Source organism: Caulobacter segnis (assembly GCF_003243465.1).
Classification (GTDB): domain Bacteria; phylum Pseudomonadota; class Alphaproteobacteria; order Caulobacterales; family Caulobacteraceae; genus Caulobacter; species Caulobacter segnis_A.
Genome location: NZ_QFQZ01000060.1, coordinates 15,821 through 30,070, shown reverse-complemented (window position 1 = coordinate 30,070; position 14,250 = coordinate 15,821). Strand labels below are relative to the sequence as shown.

Genomic DNA, 14,250 nt, shown 5'->3' with positions numbered 1-14,250 from the left:
TGATGGCGCCGGCCAGGACGGGCAGCGACAGCAGCAGCAGGAAGGCGGTGATCAGCACCGACCAGGCGAACAGCGGCATGCGGTGCAGGGTCATGCCCGGCGCGCGCATGTTGAAGATCGTGGTGATGAAGTTGATCGCGCCCAGGATCGACGAGGCGCCGGCCAGGTGGAGCGACAGGATCGCCAGGTCCATGGCCGGACCCTTGTGGCCGATCGTCGACAGCGGCGGATAGATCGTCCAGCCGCCGCCGAAGCCGTGGCCCGGGCCGCCGTCGACGAACATCGACACGCAGAGCAGGATCCAGGCGGCGACCAGCAGCCAGAACGAGATGTTGTTCATCCGCGGGAAGGCCATGTCCGGCGCGCCGATCATGATCGGCACGAACCAGTTGCCGAAGCCGCCGATCATGGCGGGCATGACCATGAAGAAGATCATGATCAGGGCGTGGGCGGTGACGACGGCGTTGTAGCCGTGCTTGCCCTTGAAGACGCCCAGCTGGGCCAGCAGGCCGGTGTCGGAAAACACCTGGATGCCCGGCTCCATCAGCTCCCAGCGGATCAGGCCCGACAGCGCGCCGCCGACAATGCCCGCCATGATGGCGAACAGGATGTACAGCGTGCCGATGTCCTTGTGGTTCGTCGAGAAGAACCAGCGGGCGAAAAAGGGCGGCTTGTGATCGGCGTCGTGGCCGTCGTGGTGGTCGATGTCAGCGGCGTGAGCCATCGGACTTTATCCTGCGAGTATCTTAAGCCGCCGGCGCGGCGGGCGCCGCGGCCGGAGCGGATGCGGGAGCGGCGGCCGGGGTCGCGGCGGGCGTGGCGGCGGCGGAAGCGGCCTCGGCGGGGGCGGCGGCCGGAGCCGGCGGCGCCGTCTTCGACTTCACCCAGGCGTCGAACTGCGCCTGCGTCACCACCTGGATCTCGATCGGCATGTTGGCGTGGTCGACGCCGCACAGTTCAGAGCACTGGCCGTAGAACACGCCGGTCTTCTCGGCCTTGAACCAGGTTTCGTTCAGGCGGCCCGGAATGGCGTCGGTCTTCAGGCCGAAGGCCGGCAGGGCGAACGAGTGGATCACGTCGGCGCCGGTGACCTGCACGCGGACCACCTTGCCCACCGGAACGACCATCGCGTTGTCGGCGGCCAGCAGATACGGGACCTTCTTGGCGCTGGCCTGCTCCTTGGTGAGCGGCAGCGACACGATCTCGCTGATCTTCTGGTCGGGATATTCGTAGCCCCAGTACCACTGATAGCCCGTGGCCTTCACGGTCATGTAGGGCTTGGGCATGTCGTTGTAGTGGAACAGCAGCCGGAACGAGAAGATGGCGATGACCATCAGGATCAGCACCGGCACCAAGGTCCAGATGATCTCGACCGTGGTGTTGTGGCTGAACTTGGCCGGAACCGGGTTCGCCTTCTTGTTGTAGCGGACGACGATCCAGATCAGCAGGCCCAGCACCAAGAGGGTGATGGCCGTGATGATCGGCAGCAGGATCACGTTGTGGAACCAGATCGCGTGGTGCTTGAGCTCCGACGCGGCGGGCTGGAGATCGATCGCCCCCGGCGTCGGCTGCCCCAGCAAATCCTCGGCGAGGGCCTGCCCCGCGAAAACGACACTGGCGGAGAGCGCGCTGGCGCCCGTCAAGACCCGCCGAATCCCCGAAAATTTCGCCTTCATATCCCTCACGGCCCGTTTCGGCGGCGATCTGACGTTGACCCTTTGATATCGATCAAAGCCACGCCGCGCCGACTTGCTTATGACGGCCCCTGATGCGGTCGTGCGAGCGACGGCGTCCAACAAGACGCAAAGTCACACGCAGCCCGCCCCAGAAAAGGCCTATCGAGGCTGCATACGCGCATCGCCAGCCGTTGCCAAGCGCCAGAGACCACACTCTGGGCGCGGCTTCGCCGTGCGCGCATTTCCTCCCGCCGCTACTCAGCCCCCTCCCCGCGCTCGCCGCCATTTCCGCATCATTACGTATCGTTCATGGATAGGTACCTTGCGACACTCAGTACCATGCGGTACCAGTAAGCATCCAAGGAGGCGAGGACACCGTGCCGGAAGCCATTGAAATCCAACTGAAGAAAGGCGTGCTGGCGCTGTGCGTGCTGGCCCTGCTCTCGCACGCCGACAGCTACGCCTACGAGATCGCCAGCAGGCTCACGAAGGACATCGATATGGGGGAAGGGACGATCTATCCGCTGATGCGCCGCATGCAGTCGGATGGGCTGGTCGAGACCTATCTGGTGGAAAGCCAGAGCGGTCCGCCGCGCAAATACTACCGCCTGACGGCGCAGGGCCGTCGCAGCCTGGAACAGCAGAAGGGCGAGTGGGTCGCCTTCAGCCAGGCCGTCAACGCCATCGTGGGAGCCGCCGCATGACCCGCGCCGAGTTCATGACCCGCCTGCGTCGCGGCCTGGCCGGCCTGCCGGTCACCACGATCGCCGACATCGTCGCCGATCACGAGGCCCACTTCGCCGACGCCGAGGCCGCCGGCCGCAGCGAGGCCGAGGTGGCCGCCGCCCTGGGCGATCCCGACCGCCTGGCCCGCGAACTGCGCGCCGAGGCCGGCCTCAAGCAATGGGAGGAGCGCAAGAACCCTTCCAACGCCATGGCCGCCGTCATAGCGCTGCTGGGCCTGGGCGCCATCGACGTGATCATCCTGCTGCCCCTGCTGATGGGCGTCCTGATGACCCTGTTCGGCATGCTGATCGCCGTGGTGTCGGTCTTCGTCGCCGGTGGCTTCGTCTTCGCGGCCGGACCGCTGACCGGACCGCCTGGCGGACCGATCACGGCCTTCCTGGCCGGCCTGGGCCTGATGGGCCTGGCCACCTGCCTGGGCGCGCTGCTGACCCTGGTCACGGTCGGCGTCTTCAACGCGGTCGTCTGGTACGCCCGCCTCCACTACCGGCTGCTCAAGCCGGCCATCGAACAAGCCTGAGCGGCATAGGAGGGGACCATGTTGATCCGCAATACGCTCATCGTCGCCGGGGCCAGCTTCGCGCTCGCCGTCGGCTGCTTCGCCGGGGTGGCGGTGCTCGCCGGCCCACAGATCCTGAACGACGGCTGGACCTTTCCGCTGAATCGCAGCGACACGGTGGTGATCCGCGAGAACGGCAAGGTGATCCACACGGAACGTCACTTCGACGCCCGGGGCGGAGCCGTCACGCCAAGCATCGACCGCACCTTCCCCTGGACGGGCAAGGACACGCTGCAGATCGACGTCCCGGTCGATGTCGTCTTCGTGCAGGGGCCAGAAGCCAAGATCGTCGCCTCGGGCCCGAAGTCATACCTCGACCGCCTGCGGGTCGACGGGGGACGCATCGCCCTGATCGACAATGACGAGCGCGACGAGGCCAGCGTCACGATCAACGCCTTCGGCGTCCACGTCCAAAGCGAGTCCGAACGGGCGAAGATCACGATCATCGCGCCGGACGTCACCAAGTTCGACGTGCGGGGCTCGGGCGATCTCGACATCCGTCGCTATGACCATCCGACCTTCTCGGTGAACGTCAGCGGCAGCGGAGACGTCGAGGCGGCCGGACGGGTGGAGATGGCTTCGATCGACAACAGCGGCTCCGGCCATGTCGATCTGGGCGACCTGAAGGCCAAGGAAGCCTTGGTCGACGTCTCGGGCAGCGGCGGCGGGGCGATCTTCGCCACCGCCAAGGCCAAGATCGCCATCTCGGGCAGCGGCGACGTCGAGCTGCGCACCGAGCCCAAGACCGTCAGCAGCGAGATCACCGGCTCGGGCGAAATCCGCCGCGACTACTGATCCGCGACAAAAGGGGCGGGGTGACGGATGCGTTTCGAAGGCCTACCTGTAGGACCATGAACGCTCCCTTCCCCGCCTCTTCCCTGTCCCTGCTCGACGCGGCCGGCGTCGATCCCGAGCGCGCCCGCCAGGTTCTCGGCGAGGCCCTGGCCGGCGCCGACGACGGCGAACTGTTCCTCGAACGCTCCGAGAGCGAGTCCTTCGTGTTCGACGACGGACGGTTGAAGAGCGCCTCCTACGACAGCGGCGAAGGCTTTGGCCTGCGCGTGGTGGCCGGCGAGACGGCCGGCTACGCCCACGCCGCCGAGATTTCCGAGGCCGCCATCCGCCGCGCCGCTGATTCGGCCAGCCTGGCCAAGCGCGGCCATGCCGGCGTGGCCGCCGAAGGCCCCCGCGCCACCAACGAAAAGCTCTACGGCGAGGACAATCCGGTCTCCTCGCCCGACTTCTCCGACAAGGTCGCCCTGCTGCAGGAGATCGACGCCTTCGCCCGGGCCCGCGACCCGCGCGTGGTGCAGGTGATGGCCTCGATGGCGGGCGAGCGCCGGGTGGTCGAGATCCTGCGCGCCGACGGCCGGCTGATCCGCGACGTGCGCCCGCTGGTGCGGGTCAATGTCCAGGTCACCGTCGAGAAGGACGGCCGCCGCGAGACCGGCAGCTCGGGCGCCGGCGGCCGCGCCGGCTTTTCCGCCTGGATCAGCCCCGACAAGTGGCAGGAGCAGGTCGAGGAGTCGCTGCGGCGGGCCCTCGTGAACCTCGACGCCGTCGCCTGCCCGGCCGGCGAGATGGACGTGGTGCTCGGCCCTGGCTGGAACGGCGTGCTGCTGCACGAGGCCGTCGGCCACGGACTGGAGGGCGACTTCAACCGCAAGGGCATCAGCGCCTTCTCCGGCCGCATCGGCGAGCGCGTCGCCGCGCCGGGCGTCACCGTGTTCGACGACGGCTCGATCGCCGGCCGCCGCGGCTCGCTGACCGTCGACGACGAGGGCACGCCCACCGAACGCACCATCCTCATAGAGGACGGGATCCTGGTGGGCTACATGCATGACCGGATGAGCGCTCGCCTGATGGGCATGAAGGCCACCGGCAACGGCCGCCGCCAGTCCTACGCCCACATGCCGATGCCGCGCATGACCAACACCGGCATGCTGGCCGGAAACGATGATCCGCAAGAGATGATCGCCTCGCTGAAGCGCGGCCTCTACTGCGCCAATTTCGGCGGCGGCCAGGTCGACATCACCAACGGCAAGTTCGTCTTCCAGTGCACCGAGGCCTATCTGGTCGAGGACGGCAAGATCACCGCCCCGGTCAAGGGCGCGACCCTGATCGGCGACGGGCCCAGCGCCCTGACCAAGGTCACGATGATCGGCAACGACTTCGACTTCGACCCCGGCATCGGCGTCTGCGGCAAGTCCGGCCAGGGTGTGCCGGTGGGCGTGGGCCAGCCGTCGCTGAAGATCACCGGCCTGACGGTGGGCGGGACGGCGGTTTAACCCCGACCTCCCCGGCGAATGTCGGAATTACAAACCCCGCTCCAGATAGGTCACCGTCTTCGCGCCGCCATGGATCTGGGCCGTTCCGATCGGGACGAAGCCCAGCGCGGCGTGGAAGGCGTCCGAGGCCGGATTGGGCGGCTCTGAATTGACCTCGCAGACGATCCGCGCGTGACCGGCGGCGCGGGCGGCGGCGAAGAGCTCGTCGTAGAGCCGCCGCGCCAGCCCCCTGCCCCGCGCGGCATCGGCCACCACAACGCGATCGACATAGACGAACCGATCGAAGCGGTCGCGGAACCACAGGTAGTTGACGCTGTCGTAGTCGGCGTCCTGGTCGAAGGCCAGCAGCAGGGCGTCGGCCACGCCGACACGCCGCGCGACGAAGGCCTCGGCGACCATGCTAGCGAGCGTCTCAGGCTCCAGCCAGGACAGCTCCCGCGCGTGCGCATTGTTCAGGGCCAGCAGCGCTTCGCCGCCGGCGCCGGCGAGGTCTTCCACGGTCAACACGCCAGCCATCGCGATCTGCCCCGCCCTTTCCTGTCCAAGGTTTAATCCAGCTTTCCGGCTTGTAACTTTCCCCGCCCCGCCTGTGACGGCACGCTGACCTCCAGTCCGGCGAGCGTCACAATAATCGCATCGACCTCGGCTAGTCCGGCCGGACTTTCGGAATCGCGCGGCGGAAACGTCGCGCCTTGGGCTTCGGGTAGGAGCGGAAAGCGGTCCGGCGATTTGAGCCATCGCCGGGCCGTTCCCACCTGGGGTAGGGACGTGGCCCCTCCGCGTCCCGAGAAGGGCCCCGGAATCGTCGCCGGGGCCCTTCGTTCGTCTTGGTCAGCTCAGGCGGTGACGTCGTCTGCGCCGTGCGACCACCTCTTGAGGACCGGCGAGACGGCCAGGAACAGCACGCCGATCGCCACGGCCACCAGGCCGATCATGTTGAACACCTTCAGCGACGCGGCCAGGGCCAGGGCGGGGTCGAGGACCTGCCCGCCGACCGTCTCGGTGGCCGCCAGGCCCGCGATCTTGCCGCCGACCCATTGGGCGATGGCCAGGGCCAGGAACCAGACGGCCATCATGAACGAGACCATCGACAGTGGCGACAGCTTGGTCATCTGCGACAGGCCGACCGGCGACATGCACATCTCGCCGGTGGTGTGCAGCATGTACATCAGCACCAGGAAGATCAGCGGCAGGCGGAAGGCGCCGTCGGCGAAGGTCGCGCCCCACTTCAGCAGCAGGAAGCCCGCCCCGACCTGGATCAGCGCCAGGCCGAACTTGATCACCGGGTTGGGATCGCGTCCGCGCGCGCCCAGGAAGGTCCAGAGGGCGGCGAAGATGGGGGCGAAGATCAGGATCCAGCCGGCGTTCAACGACTGGGTCTGGGGCGCGTTGAAGCTGGTGTTGATCCAGAAGGTGGCGGCCGGATCGATCGCCGCGGCCTTCAGCTGCTCGGGCGTCGCCAGGGTGATCGCCCCGCCCAACAAGCGCACCGGCTCGCGCACCAGGTCCAGTTGGACATTGGTCGCGGCGAACAGGCTCAGCGAGGAGCCGGCCTGCTCGAACAGGGTCCAGAACACCACCGCGCCGAAGATCAGGAACACCGCCAGCGCCAGGCGCTCGCGTTCAGCCTTGGCGCACTTGGTCGCCATGAACCAGCCGATATAGCCCAGGGAGGCGATGATGCCGACGTTCAGGGTCATGCCGACCACGCCGTTGAACTGCACCAGGAAGAAGATGGCGACGAGGCCCAGCAGCGAGGCGCCGTAGATCGTCGTCTCAAGGCTGAGCGGCCCCAGGACCTTGGCTTTCAGCACCTCGGGTTTCGGCGGCTCGGCCTTGTTCTCAAGCCACGGCTTGCCCAGCACGAAGACGATGAAGCCAGCCAGCATGCCGACGCCCGCCAGGCCAAAGCCCGCCCACCAGCCGATATTGACCCCCAGCAGGCCGCACAGGATCGACGCCCAGAACGAGCCCAGGTTGATGCCGTAGTAGTAGAGGGTGAAGCCCGGATCGCGACGCGGGTCGCCTTGTGGGTAGAGCTGGCCGACGATCGTGGAGATGTTCGGCTTCAGGAAGCCGACGCCCAGGATGATCAGCGACAGGGCGAACCAGAAGACGTTCAGATAGAACGGGTCGCGACCCGCGACGTCCAGCTTGTAGTCGGCCTTGGGCAGGACGGCGGGGAGCGGCGCATCGGCGGGCAGGCCCTCGATCTCGAAGTCCCCCGTCTTGGTGGCGGCCACCTCGTAGGGCTTGCCGGCGACGACGAGGCGCGAGACGCGCTCCTGGCCGCGGCCCTCGGATTGGAACGCGTAGGTGGCGCCGCCATAGGTCAGGGTCTGGACGGCGGGCTTGCCCTCGACCGCCATGGCCAGGTGGCCCGCCACCAGCAGCAGCGCGCCGAACGCCACGGCCTTGCGCGTGCCCAGCCACTTGTCGGCCAGCATGCCGCCCAGCAGCGGCAGAAGGTACACCAGCGAGGTGTAGGAGCCGTAGTGGCCCGACGCCGTCTTCGGATCGAACAGGAAGTGCTGCGTCAGGTAGAAGATCAGGATCGCCCGCATGCCGTAGTAGGAGAAGCGCTCCCACATCTCGGCCAGGAAGCAGATGATCAGGCCCCGCGGATGGCCCTTGAGCAGCTGGATGAGGACGGGAATTCCGGTCACGAGCGTAATCAGGACGCCCGCGGCGATAACGATGTTCATACCCAAGCCTTGCCCAAGCTCTTAAGAAACGTGGCGAGCTACGCGGACCGTCCCGGCGCGTCCCCTCGACGCGGACCGGGTCAAATCGCCCTCGCCGACCCCAATGGCCGGGGAGAAGATCACGCGAGCCGGCGTTTCACAAGCAACGGCTTGCCGTCCTCGCCGGCTCGACCGGCGCGTGTGGAGCTTGGCCGGGCGCCCGCGCGTTGATCCGGTGACCTTTCAAGTTCCGGGAGCCGCAGATGAAGATCCCCGACGAAACCCACCCGATCACGATCGAGCCCGTCCCGGGCACGGTGCGCGTGATCTTCGAGGGCCATGGCATCGCCGACAGCGACGACGTGTTCGTGCTGCGGGAGGCGAACTACCCGCCGGTCTATTACTTCCCGCGCGACAGCGTGCAGATGGCTTTCCTGCGGCGCACCGACAAGGTGACCCACTGTCCCTACAAGGGCGATGCGTCGTACTTCACGATCTATCGCGACCGCCAGATCATCGACAACGCCGCGTGGTCCTACGAGGACCCGTACGCGGCCGTGGGACCGATCGCCGCACGCATCGCCTTCTATCCCGAGCATGTCGAGTTCCAGCTGGACGATCGCTCGCCGGCGGAAACCGAGGCTATGGATGTCGACGAGGTCGTGCGCCACACCGACAGCGGCTCCGGCGCCAGCCAGGCCGAACACTGGCCGGCCAATGTCGACATGCCCGATCCTGACAAGACCGAACGCGACCTCGGCGCTCCCCTTAAGGATGTAGGGGCCATTTAGTCGCACTCCCTTAAAGTTTAGTCCGTGTTAACGGTTGGAGGCGCGACATTTAGCGCTGAGCTTCCGTCAGAGGAGCGCGGAAGAAACCATGGCTTATATTTCGTACCACCATTCCGCAGACGCCTCCCCCGCCACGCCGCGCTTCCGCATGGCCTGGGGTCGCGTGGGCGCGCTGGCGTTCTCCGTCGCCGCCTGGGCGATGATCATCGCCGGCGTCCGCGCGCTCTTCTAGCGAAGGCTAGTAGGCGCAGTCGGTGAACACGCGGCCGATATCGCCCTTCCACTCGCCCTCGTAGAGCGCCAGCAGGCGGTCGGCCGGCGTGAGCCCGCTGTCGGCGATCGCTTCCAGTTCGCCCAGATAGATCGTCTCGTCCAGGAAGCCGCCGTTCAGCTGGGCGCGGCTCTTCAAGCCGGACTTGGCGATCGCCACGAAATCCTTGGCCACGTCCTGGGCCGTGCGGCCGGCGACCTTGGCCTTGAGGCCCAGCTTCGGCACGTCGCGGCGCAGACCCTCGCGGTCTTCGATCGTCCAGTCCTTGCAGAGGTCCCAGGCCGCCGCCAGGGCCGCGTCGTCGTAGAAGACGCCGGTCCACAGCGCCGGCAGGGCGCAGAGGCGGCTCCACGGCCCGGCGTCGGCGCCGCGCATCTCCAGATAGGTCTTCAGCCGCACTTCGGGGAAGGCGGTCGTGGTGTGGTCGGCCCAGTCCTTCATCGTGGCGATCTCGCCCGGCACCTCCGGAAGCTTGCCCTCGATGAAGTCGCGGAAGCTGCGACCGGCCACGTCGATGTACTTGTCGCCGCGCTTGACGAAGTACATCGGCACGTCCAGCGCGTAGCGGGCGTAGCGCTCGAAGTCGAAGCCGTCCTCGAACACGAAATCCAGCAGACCCGTGCGGTTGGGATCGGTGTCGGTCCAGACGTTGGCGCGGGCCGACAGGAAGCCGTTCGGCTTGCCTTCCGTGAACGGGGAATTGGCGAACAGGGCGGTGGCGATCGGCTGCAGCGCCAGGCTCATGCGGAACTTGGCGACCATGTCGGCTTCGCTGGAGAAGTCGAGATTGGCCTGCACCGTGCAGGTGCGCAGCATCATGTCGAGGCCGAGCTTGCCGACCTTGGGCATGTAGTTGCGCATGATCACGTACCGGCCCTTGGGCATGACCGGCACCTCTTCGCGCTTCCACAGCGGCGAGAAGCCCAGGCCCACGAAACCCAGGCCCAGCTCGTCGGCGACGGTCTTGACCTCGTCCAGGTGCTTGCCGGTCTCGTCGCAGATGTCGTGCATGGTCGCCAGCGGCGCGCCGGACAGTTCGAACTGGCCGCCGGGCTCCAGGCTGACATTGGCGCCGTCGCGCTCCAGCCCGATGATCGTCGGGCCTTCCATGACGGGCTTCCAGCCGAAGCGTTGCAGGCCGGTCAGCAGGGCGTGGATCCCGTTGTCGCCCTCGTAGGGCACGGGGGCGTGCGAGTTCAGGTAGAAGCCGAACTTCTCGTGCTCGGCGCCCACACGGAAGGCCTCCTTGGGCTTGCAGCCCCGGGCGAAATAGTCGGTCAGATCGGAGAGCGTCAGTTGACGCTCCTGGACGCTAGCGGTGTCGGCCATGCAAGCCGTCCCTCCCCAGGGGTTGCGATGCTGCGGGAGGAGAGGGCCCATTCTCTCCGCCGACGGCGATACTACTCGGTCACGCCCAGTTGGGCGTTTTCTTTGCGAACCTCAAGGGGCAGCCTTGAGCTTAAATCGTGTGCGGCGCGCTAACGCCAGTCGCCCGCCGCGGCCTGCCACAGGGTCATGGCCGAGATCGCGGCGGTGTCGGCGCGCAGGATGCGAGGCCCTAGCGACACCGGCGTGACGAAGGAAAGCCCCCGCAGCCGCTCGCGTTCCTCCGGCGCGAAACCGCCCTCTGGGCCGATCAGGATCGCGGCCGGCGCGCTGGCGCCAGCAAGCGCTTCGATCGCCGGCTTGGCGTCGCCGCCCTCGTCGCAGAAGACGAGGCGCCGCGTCGGATCCCAGCCGTCGAGGATTTTGTCCAGCTTCTCGGGGTCGAGGATTTCGGGCACGTCGAGGCGACCGGTCTGCTCGGCGGCCTCCATGGCGATGGCGTCCAGGCGGCCCAGCTTGACGAAGTCGACATTGGTGCGGCGCGTGATCGTCAGGCGAACGCGACGCGCGCCCAGCTCGGCGGCCTTCTCGACGATCGTCTCGACGCGCCCGCGCTTGACCATGGCGATGATCAGGTCGAGGTCAGGCCCGACGTGCATTGGTCGGCTCTGCTCCTCGGCCTTCAAGAGGCAGCCGCGCTTGGTCGCCTCGACGATGCTGGCGCGCCACTCGCCGTCGCGACCGTTGAACAGCAAAACCTCGTCGCCGACCGACAGGCGCATGACCGAGGTCAGGTAGCGGGACTGGTCGACAGTCGGGACGACGCCGGCCCCGGCCGACAGGTCATTGGGAACGAAAAGACGGATCATGGCGTCCTTCTAGCGCAACTCGAGCGCGTTAGGCGAAAGTGTGAAGCGGTTTCGCCGCCCGAACGCGCGACAAACAAGGCTTTCCGGGGGTAGGCTCGCCGTCATGAGCAAGTCCGACGACTACGAGAACGAACTCACGCAACTGCAGCTCGCCCTGATCGAGATGCAGAAGAAGGCCATCAAGGACAGCTGGAAGATCCTGGTCATCTTCGAAGGCCGCGACTCGGCCGGCAAGGACGGCACGATCGCCCGTGTCACCGAGCATTTGTCCAAACGCGCCACCACCGTGGTCGCCTTGCCCAAGCCCAATGAGCGCGAGCGCAGCGAGTGGTACTTCCAGCGCTATGTCGAATATCTGCCGGCCTGCGGCGAGGCCGTGATCTTCAATCGCTCCTGGTACAACCGCGCTGGCGTCGAGCGGGTCATGGACTTCTCGACGCCCGAGCAGCAGGAGCAGTTCCTGCGCGACGTGCCGGCCTTCGAGCGGATGCTGGTCGAGAACGGCCTGCGCTACGTGAAGTTCTGGCTGGACATCAGTCGCGAGGAGCAGGCCGAACGCCTGAAGGCCCGTCGCGAAAATCCGCTGAAGGCCTTCAAGACCAGCGACCTCGACAAGGTCGCCGAGGAGAAGTGGGACGACTACACGGCCGCCCGCGACGAGATGCTGATGCGCACCCACAGCGACGTCGCGCCCTGGATCTGCGTCCGCGCCGACCACAAGAAAGCCGCCCGGCTCAACGTCATCCGCTGGCTGCTGCACGCGGCCGGCGACAAGAAGATCGCCAAGGGCGTGGCGCGACCCGATCCCGAGATGATCTTCTCGTTCGAGCCCAGCGCGCTGCAGGATGGGCGCCTGGCGCGCTAGGACGAACCGGCTTTAGACGGTCGGCGTCGTCCCGCCATCGATGACGAATTCCGCGCCGTGGATAGCTCCGGCGCGATCAGAGGCGAGGTAGGCGATCAGGTCGGCGACCTCGGAAGGTTCGGCCGGACGCCCGATCGGAATGCCGCCGAGCCCGTCGAGGACGGACTGCCGCGCCTCCTCGATCGTGCCGCCCCGGGCGGCCTGTATGCGCTCCAGGAACTCCCCGGACGCCTCGGTCATGATCCAACCCGGAGAGACGGTGTTGACCCGCACGCCCTTGGGACCCAGCTCCTTGGAGAGGGACTTGCTGTAGGTCCGCAACGCGGCCTTGGCGGCCGCATAGGCCGTGGTCGATTCGGGGAGCGGCAGGACCGACTGGATGGAGGTGACGTGCACCACCGCGCCGGCGCCCCGCGCGATCATCTGCGGGATCAGCAGGCGATCGAGACGCACCGCCGCCAGGAGGTTCAGGTTCAGCTCCGAAAGCCAGTGCTCTTCCGTCAGGGCGACAAAGCCGCCGCCGGGCGCGATCGAGCCCCCGAGCACGTGGGCCAGGACGTCGACGCCGCCCAGGCGCTCGAGCGCGGCCTGGGCGAGGCGTTCGCCGCCCTCGGCCGTGGTCAGGTCCGCCTGGACGAACGCGACCCCGTCGATGGGCGCGAAGCTTCCCCGCGCGGCGGTGATCACCCGGGCGCCGCCGGCCACGAAGCGGTCGACGGTGGCGCGCCCCAGCCCCTTGGAGCCGCCGCTGACGAGGACGCGCTTGCCGGCGAATTCGGTCGGATCAGCCTTGAGGGTCATGCCGTGATCTCCAGGGCCGTGATGGCGTCGCCTTCGAGCGTGAAGCGGTAGGTGAAGCGGATCGGGCTGCCCTTGAAGTCGCCATGGGCGGGGCCTTCGACCACGACCTGGCCGTTCTCATGCCGGACCGTGTCCGGCGTGAAGATCGCCTTCACGGGGATCACGGCGTCTTCGAACAGGCCGTTGATTTCGGCGCGGCCCCGAAAGACGGCGCCATTGTCGCGGAGGACGGCGTCGGCCGCGAACGGCGCGAGCATGGCCGCGACGTCTAGGCGGGCGTTGGCCGCCACGTAGGCGGCGATCGGAGAGGGAAGGTCGAGCGTCATGGTCTTGTCCTGCTTTCCGCGAACATGGCCGGGACGGCCGCGAGTGCGCTTGCCAGGCAAGATAGATCTGGCCCAATTCCATGATAATCAGCGCCAGACGTAACGTTTCATCACGGAAATCGGGACAATGGCCCAAGGCAGCCTGGCGGAACTGGAGGCGGTGCTGATGGTCGCTCGGCGCGGCAAGTTCCGCGCGGCCGCCCTCGAATTGGGGGTCTCCACGACCGCGCTCAGCAATGCGATCGCCAAGCTGGAGCGCACGCTGGGCGTACGGCTTTTCAACCGCACCACGCGAAGCGTCTCCCTGACCGAGGCGGGCCAGCAGTTCGTGGCCCAGGTCGGCCCCGCGGTCCGGGACATTCACGAGGCGATCGAAATCGCCCGCTCCCAGACCGCCGCGCCGTCGGGCACGCTGCGCATCAACGCCTTTCCGACGGCGGCGCGCGAGATCTTCTCCTGGCTCGTCCTGCCGTTCCTGCGCGTGCACCCCCAGGTGCATATCGACATCGTCACCGAGGGACGCCTGGTGGATATCGTCGAGGGCGGCTTCGACTTCGGCGTCCGTAGCGCCGACCTGGTGCCCGTCGACATGATCGCCCTGCCCCTGGGCGGCGCGCGGCGCAATGTCGTGGTGGGAACGCCGAGCTATCTGAAGACGCACGGGACGCCGGTGATCCCCCAGGACCTCGCCCGGCACGCCTGTCTGCGCGTTCGCCTGCCCAACGGCGCGATCCACCGCTGGCCCTTCGAGAAGGACGGACAGTCGTTGCAGATCGACGTCGAGGGCGCCGTCACGCTCGATGAGGCCAGCCTGGCGCGCGCCGCGGCCCTGGCCTCGATCGGCCTGGCCCTGGCGATGGAGTCCGACGTGCGGGAGGACCTCGAGGCCGGCCGCCTCGTGCGCGTGCTTGAGGACTGGACGCCCGTCCTGCCGTCCCTGAGCCTCTACTATCCCAGCCGCCGCAATCCGACCGCCGCCTTCAAGGCCTTCGTCGACTTCGCGCGTCGGCATGGCGGCGGCGCCGCTCTGGGAACGGCGATCGGCTGAGA

16 protein-coding genes are annotated in these 14,250 nt (G+C 67.5%); 8 read left to right on the top strand and 8 right to left on the bottom strand.

What is annotated here, in order from left to right:
• Together DI526_RS16825 and coxB are read right to left on the bottom strand one after the other, a co-directional pair.
• A partial coding sequence (locus DI526_RS16825) for a cbb3-type cytochrome c oxidase subunit I (RefSeq protein WP_304280465.1) occupies nucleotides 1–724 on the bottom strand: 724 nt, incomplete at its 3' end.
• Between the two features lie 22 nt (nucleotides 725–746).
• The gene (gene coxB / locus DI526_RS16820; RefSeq protein WP_304280462.1) at nucleotides 747–1,676 is read right to left on the bottom strand and encodes a cytochrome c oxidase subunit II; all 930 of its coding nucleotides are present in this window, start codon (nucleotides 1,674–1,676) and stop codon (nucleotides 747–749) included.
• Between the two features lie 377 nt (nucleotides 1,677–2,053).
• Between coxB and DI526_RS16815 the strand changes: the two genes are divergently transcribed.
• The 4 genes from DI526_RS16815 to tldD are packed head-to-tail and all read left to right on the top strand — an operon-like array spanning nucleotide 2,054 to nucleotide 5,267.
• On the top strand, nucleotides 2,054–2,380 hold the full coding sequence (locus DI526_RS16815) for a PadR family transcriptional regulator (RefSeq protein ID WP_304280460.1): 327 nt from the start codon (nucleotides 2,054–2,056) through the stop codon (nucleotides 2,378–2,380).
• The gene (locus DI526_RS16810; RefSeq protein WP_304280457.1) at nucleotides 2,377–2,940 is read left to right on the top strand and encodes a DUF1700 domain-containing protein; all 564 of its coding nucleotides are present in this window, start codon (nucleotides 2,377–2,379) and stop codon (nucleotides 2,938–2,940) included. The genes DI526_RS16815 and DI526_RS16810 overlap by 4 nt, the downstream gene beginning before the upstream one ends.
• An 18-nt stretch (nucleotides 2,941–2,958) precedes the next feature.
• Complete coding sequence (locus DI526_RS16805) at nucleotides 2,959–3,774, top strand: GIN domain-containing protein (protein ID WP_304280454.1); 816 nt, start codon at nucleotides 2,959–2,961, stop codon at nucleotides 3,772–3,774.
• Between the two features lie 56 nt (nucleotides 3,775–3,830).
• On the top strand, nucleotides 3,831–5,267 hold the full coding sequence (gene tldD, locus DI526_RS16800) for a metalloprotease TldD (RefSeq protein ID WP_304280450.1): 1,437 nt from the start codon (nucleotides 3,831–3,833) through the stop codon (nucleotides 5,265–5,267).
• A gap of 27 nt (nucleotides 5,268–5,294) precedes the next feature.
• Here the strand turns inward: tldD and DI526_RS16795 are convergent, their stop codons facing one another.
• A complete protein-coding gene (locus DI526_RS16795; RefSeq protein ID WP_304280447.1) occupies nucleotides 5,295–5,783 on the bottom strand; it encodes a GNAT family N-acetyltransferase in 489 nt (162 codons plus the stop codon).
• A 320-nt stretch (nucleotides 5,784–6,103) separates the two neighbouring features.
• Nucleotides 6,104–7,972 (bottom strand): peptide MFS transporter, encoded by a 1,869-nt coding sequence (locus tag DI526_RS16790; RefSeq protein WP_304280444.1) that lies wholly within the window; start codon nucleotides 7,970–7,972, stop codon nucleotides 6,104–6,106.
• Between the two features lie 242 nt (nucleotides 7,973–8,214).
• Here DI526_RS16790 and DI526_RS16785 point away from each other — a divergent pair, with 242 nt between their 5' ends.
• A complete protein-coding gene (locus tag DI526_RS16785) occupies nucleotides 8,215–8,742 on the top strand; it encodes a DUF427 domain-containing protein (RefSeq protein WP_304280441.1) in 528 nt (175 codons plus the stop codon).
• Nucleotides 8,743–8,830: 88 nt separating this feature from the next.
• A complete protein-coding gene (locus tag DI526_RS16780; RefSeq protein WP_304280438.1) occupies nucleotides 8,831–8,974 on the top strand; it encodes a hypothetical protein in 144 nt (47 codons plus the stop codon).
• A 6-nt stretch (nucleotides 8,975–8,980) separates the two neighbouring features.
• Here DI526_RS16780 and DI526_RS16775 read toward each other — a convergent pair whose 3' ends face one another.
• Both DI526_RS16775 and DI526_RS16770 read right to left on the bottom strand, forming a co-directional pair.
• The gene (locus DI526_RS16775) at nucleotides 8,981–10,342 is read right to left on the bottom strand and encodes a glutamate--cysteine ligase (RefSeq protein ID WP_304280435.1); all 1,362 of its coding nucleotides are present in this window, start codon (nucleotides 10,340–10,342) and stop codon (nucleotides 8,981–8,983) included.
• Between the two features lie 149 nt (nucleotides 10,343–10,491).
• Nucleotides 10,492–11,208 (bottom strand): 16S rRNA (uracil(1498)-N(3))-methyltransferase, encoded by a 717-nt coding sequence (locus DI526_RS16770; RefSeq protein ID WP_304280433.1) that lies wholly within the window; start codon nucleotides 11,206–11,208, stop codon nucleotides 10,492–10,494.
• A gap of 103 nt (nucleotides 11,209–11,311) precedes the next feature.
• Between DI526_RS16770 and ppk2 the strand changes: the two genes are divergently transcribed.
• Nucleotides 11,312–12,073, top strand: coding sequence for a polyphosphate kinase 2 (gene ppk2, locus DI526_RS16765; protein ID WP_304280430.1), 762 nt, complete (start codon nucleotides 11,312–11,314; stop codon nucleotides 12,071–12,073).
• Between the two features lie 12 nt (nucleotides 12,074–12,085).
• Here the strand turns inward: ppk2 and DI526_RS16760 are convergent, their stop codons facing one another.
• Together DI526_RS16760 and DI526_RS16755 are read right to left on the bottom strand one after the other, a co-directional pair.
• Entirely contained in the window at nucleotides 12,086–12,874 is a 789-nt protein-coding gene (locus DI526_RS16760) for an SDR family oxidoreductase (protein ID WP_304280428.1), read from the bottom strand.
• Nucleotides 12,871–13,200, bottom strand: coding sequence for a nuclear transport factor 2 family protein (locus tag DI526_RS16755; protein ID WP_304280426.1), 330 nt, complete (start codon nucleotides 13,198–13,200; stop codon nucleotides 12,871–12,873). The genes DI526_RS16760 and DI526_RS16755 overlap by 4 nt, the downstream gene beginning before the upstream one ends.
• A 127-nt stretch (nucleotides 13,201–13,327) precedes the next feature.
• On the opposite strand from DI526_RS16755, the gene DI526_RS16750 reads away from it, so the two are divergent.
• Nucleotides 13,328–14,248, top strand: a complete 921-nt coding sequence (locus DI526_RS16750) for a LysR family transcriptional regulator (protein ID WP_304280423.1) — start codon at nucleotides 13,328–13,330, stop codon at nucleotides 14,246–14,248.
• Nucleotides 14,249–14,250 lie beyond the last annotated feature (2 nt).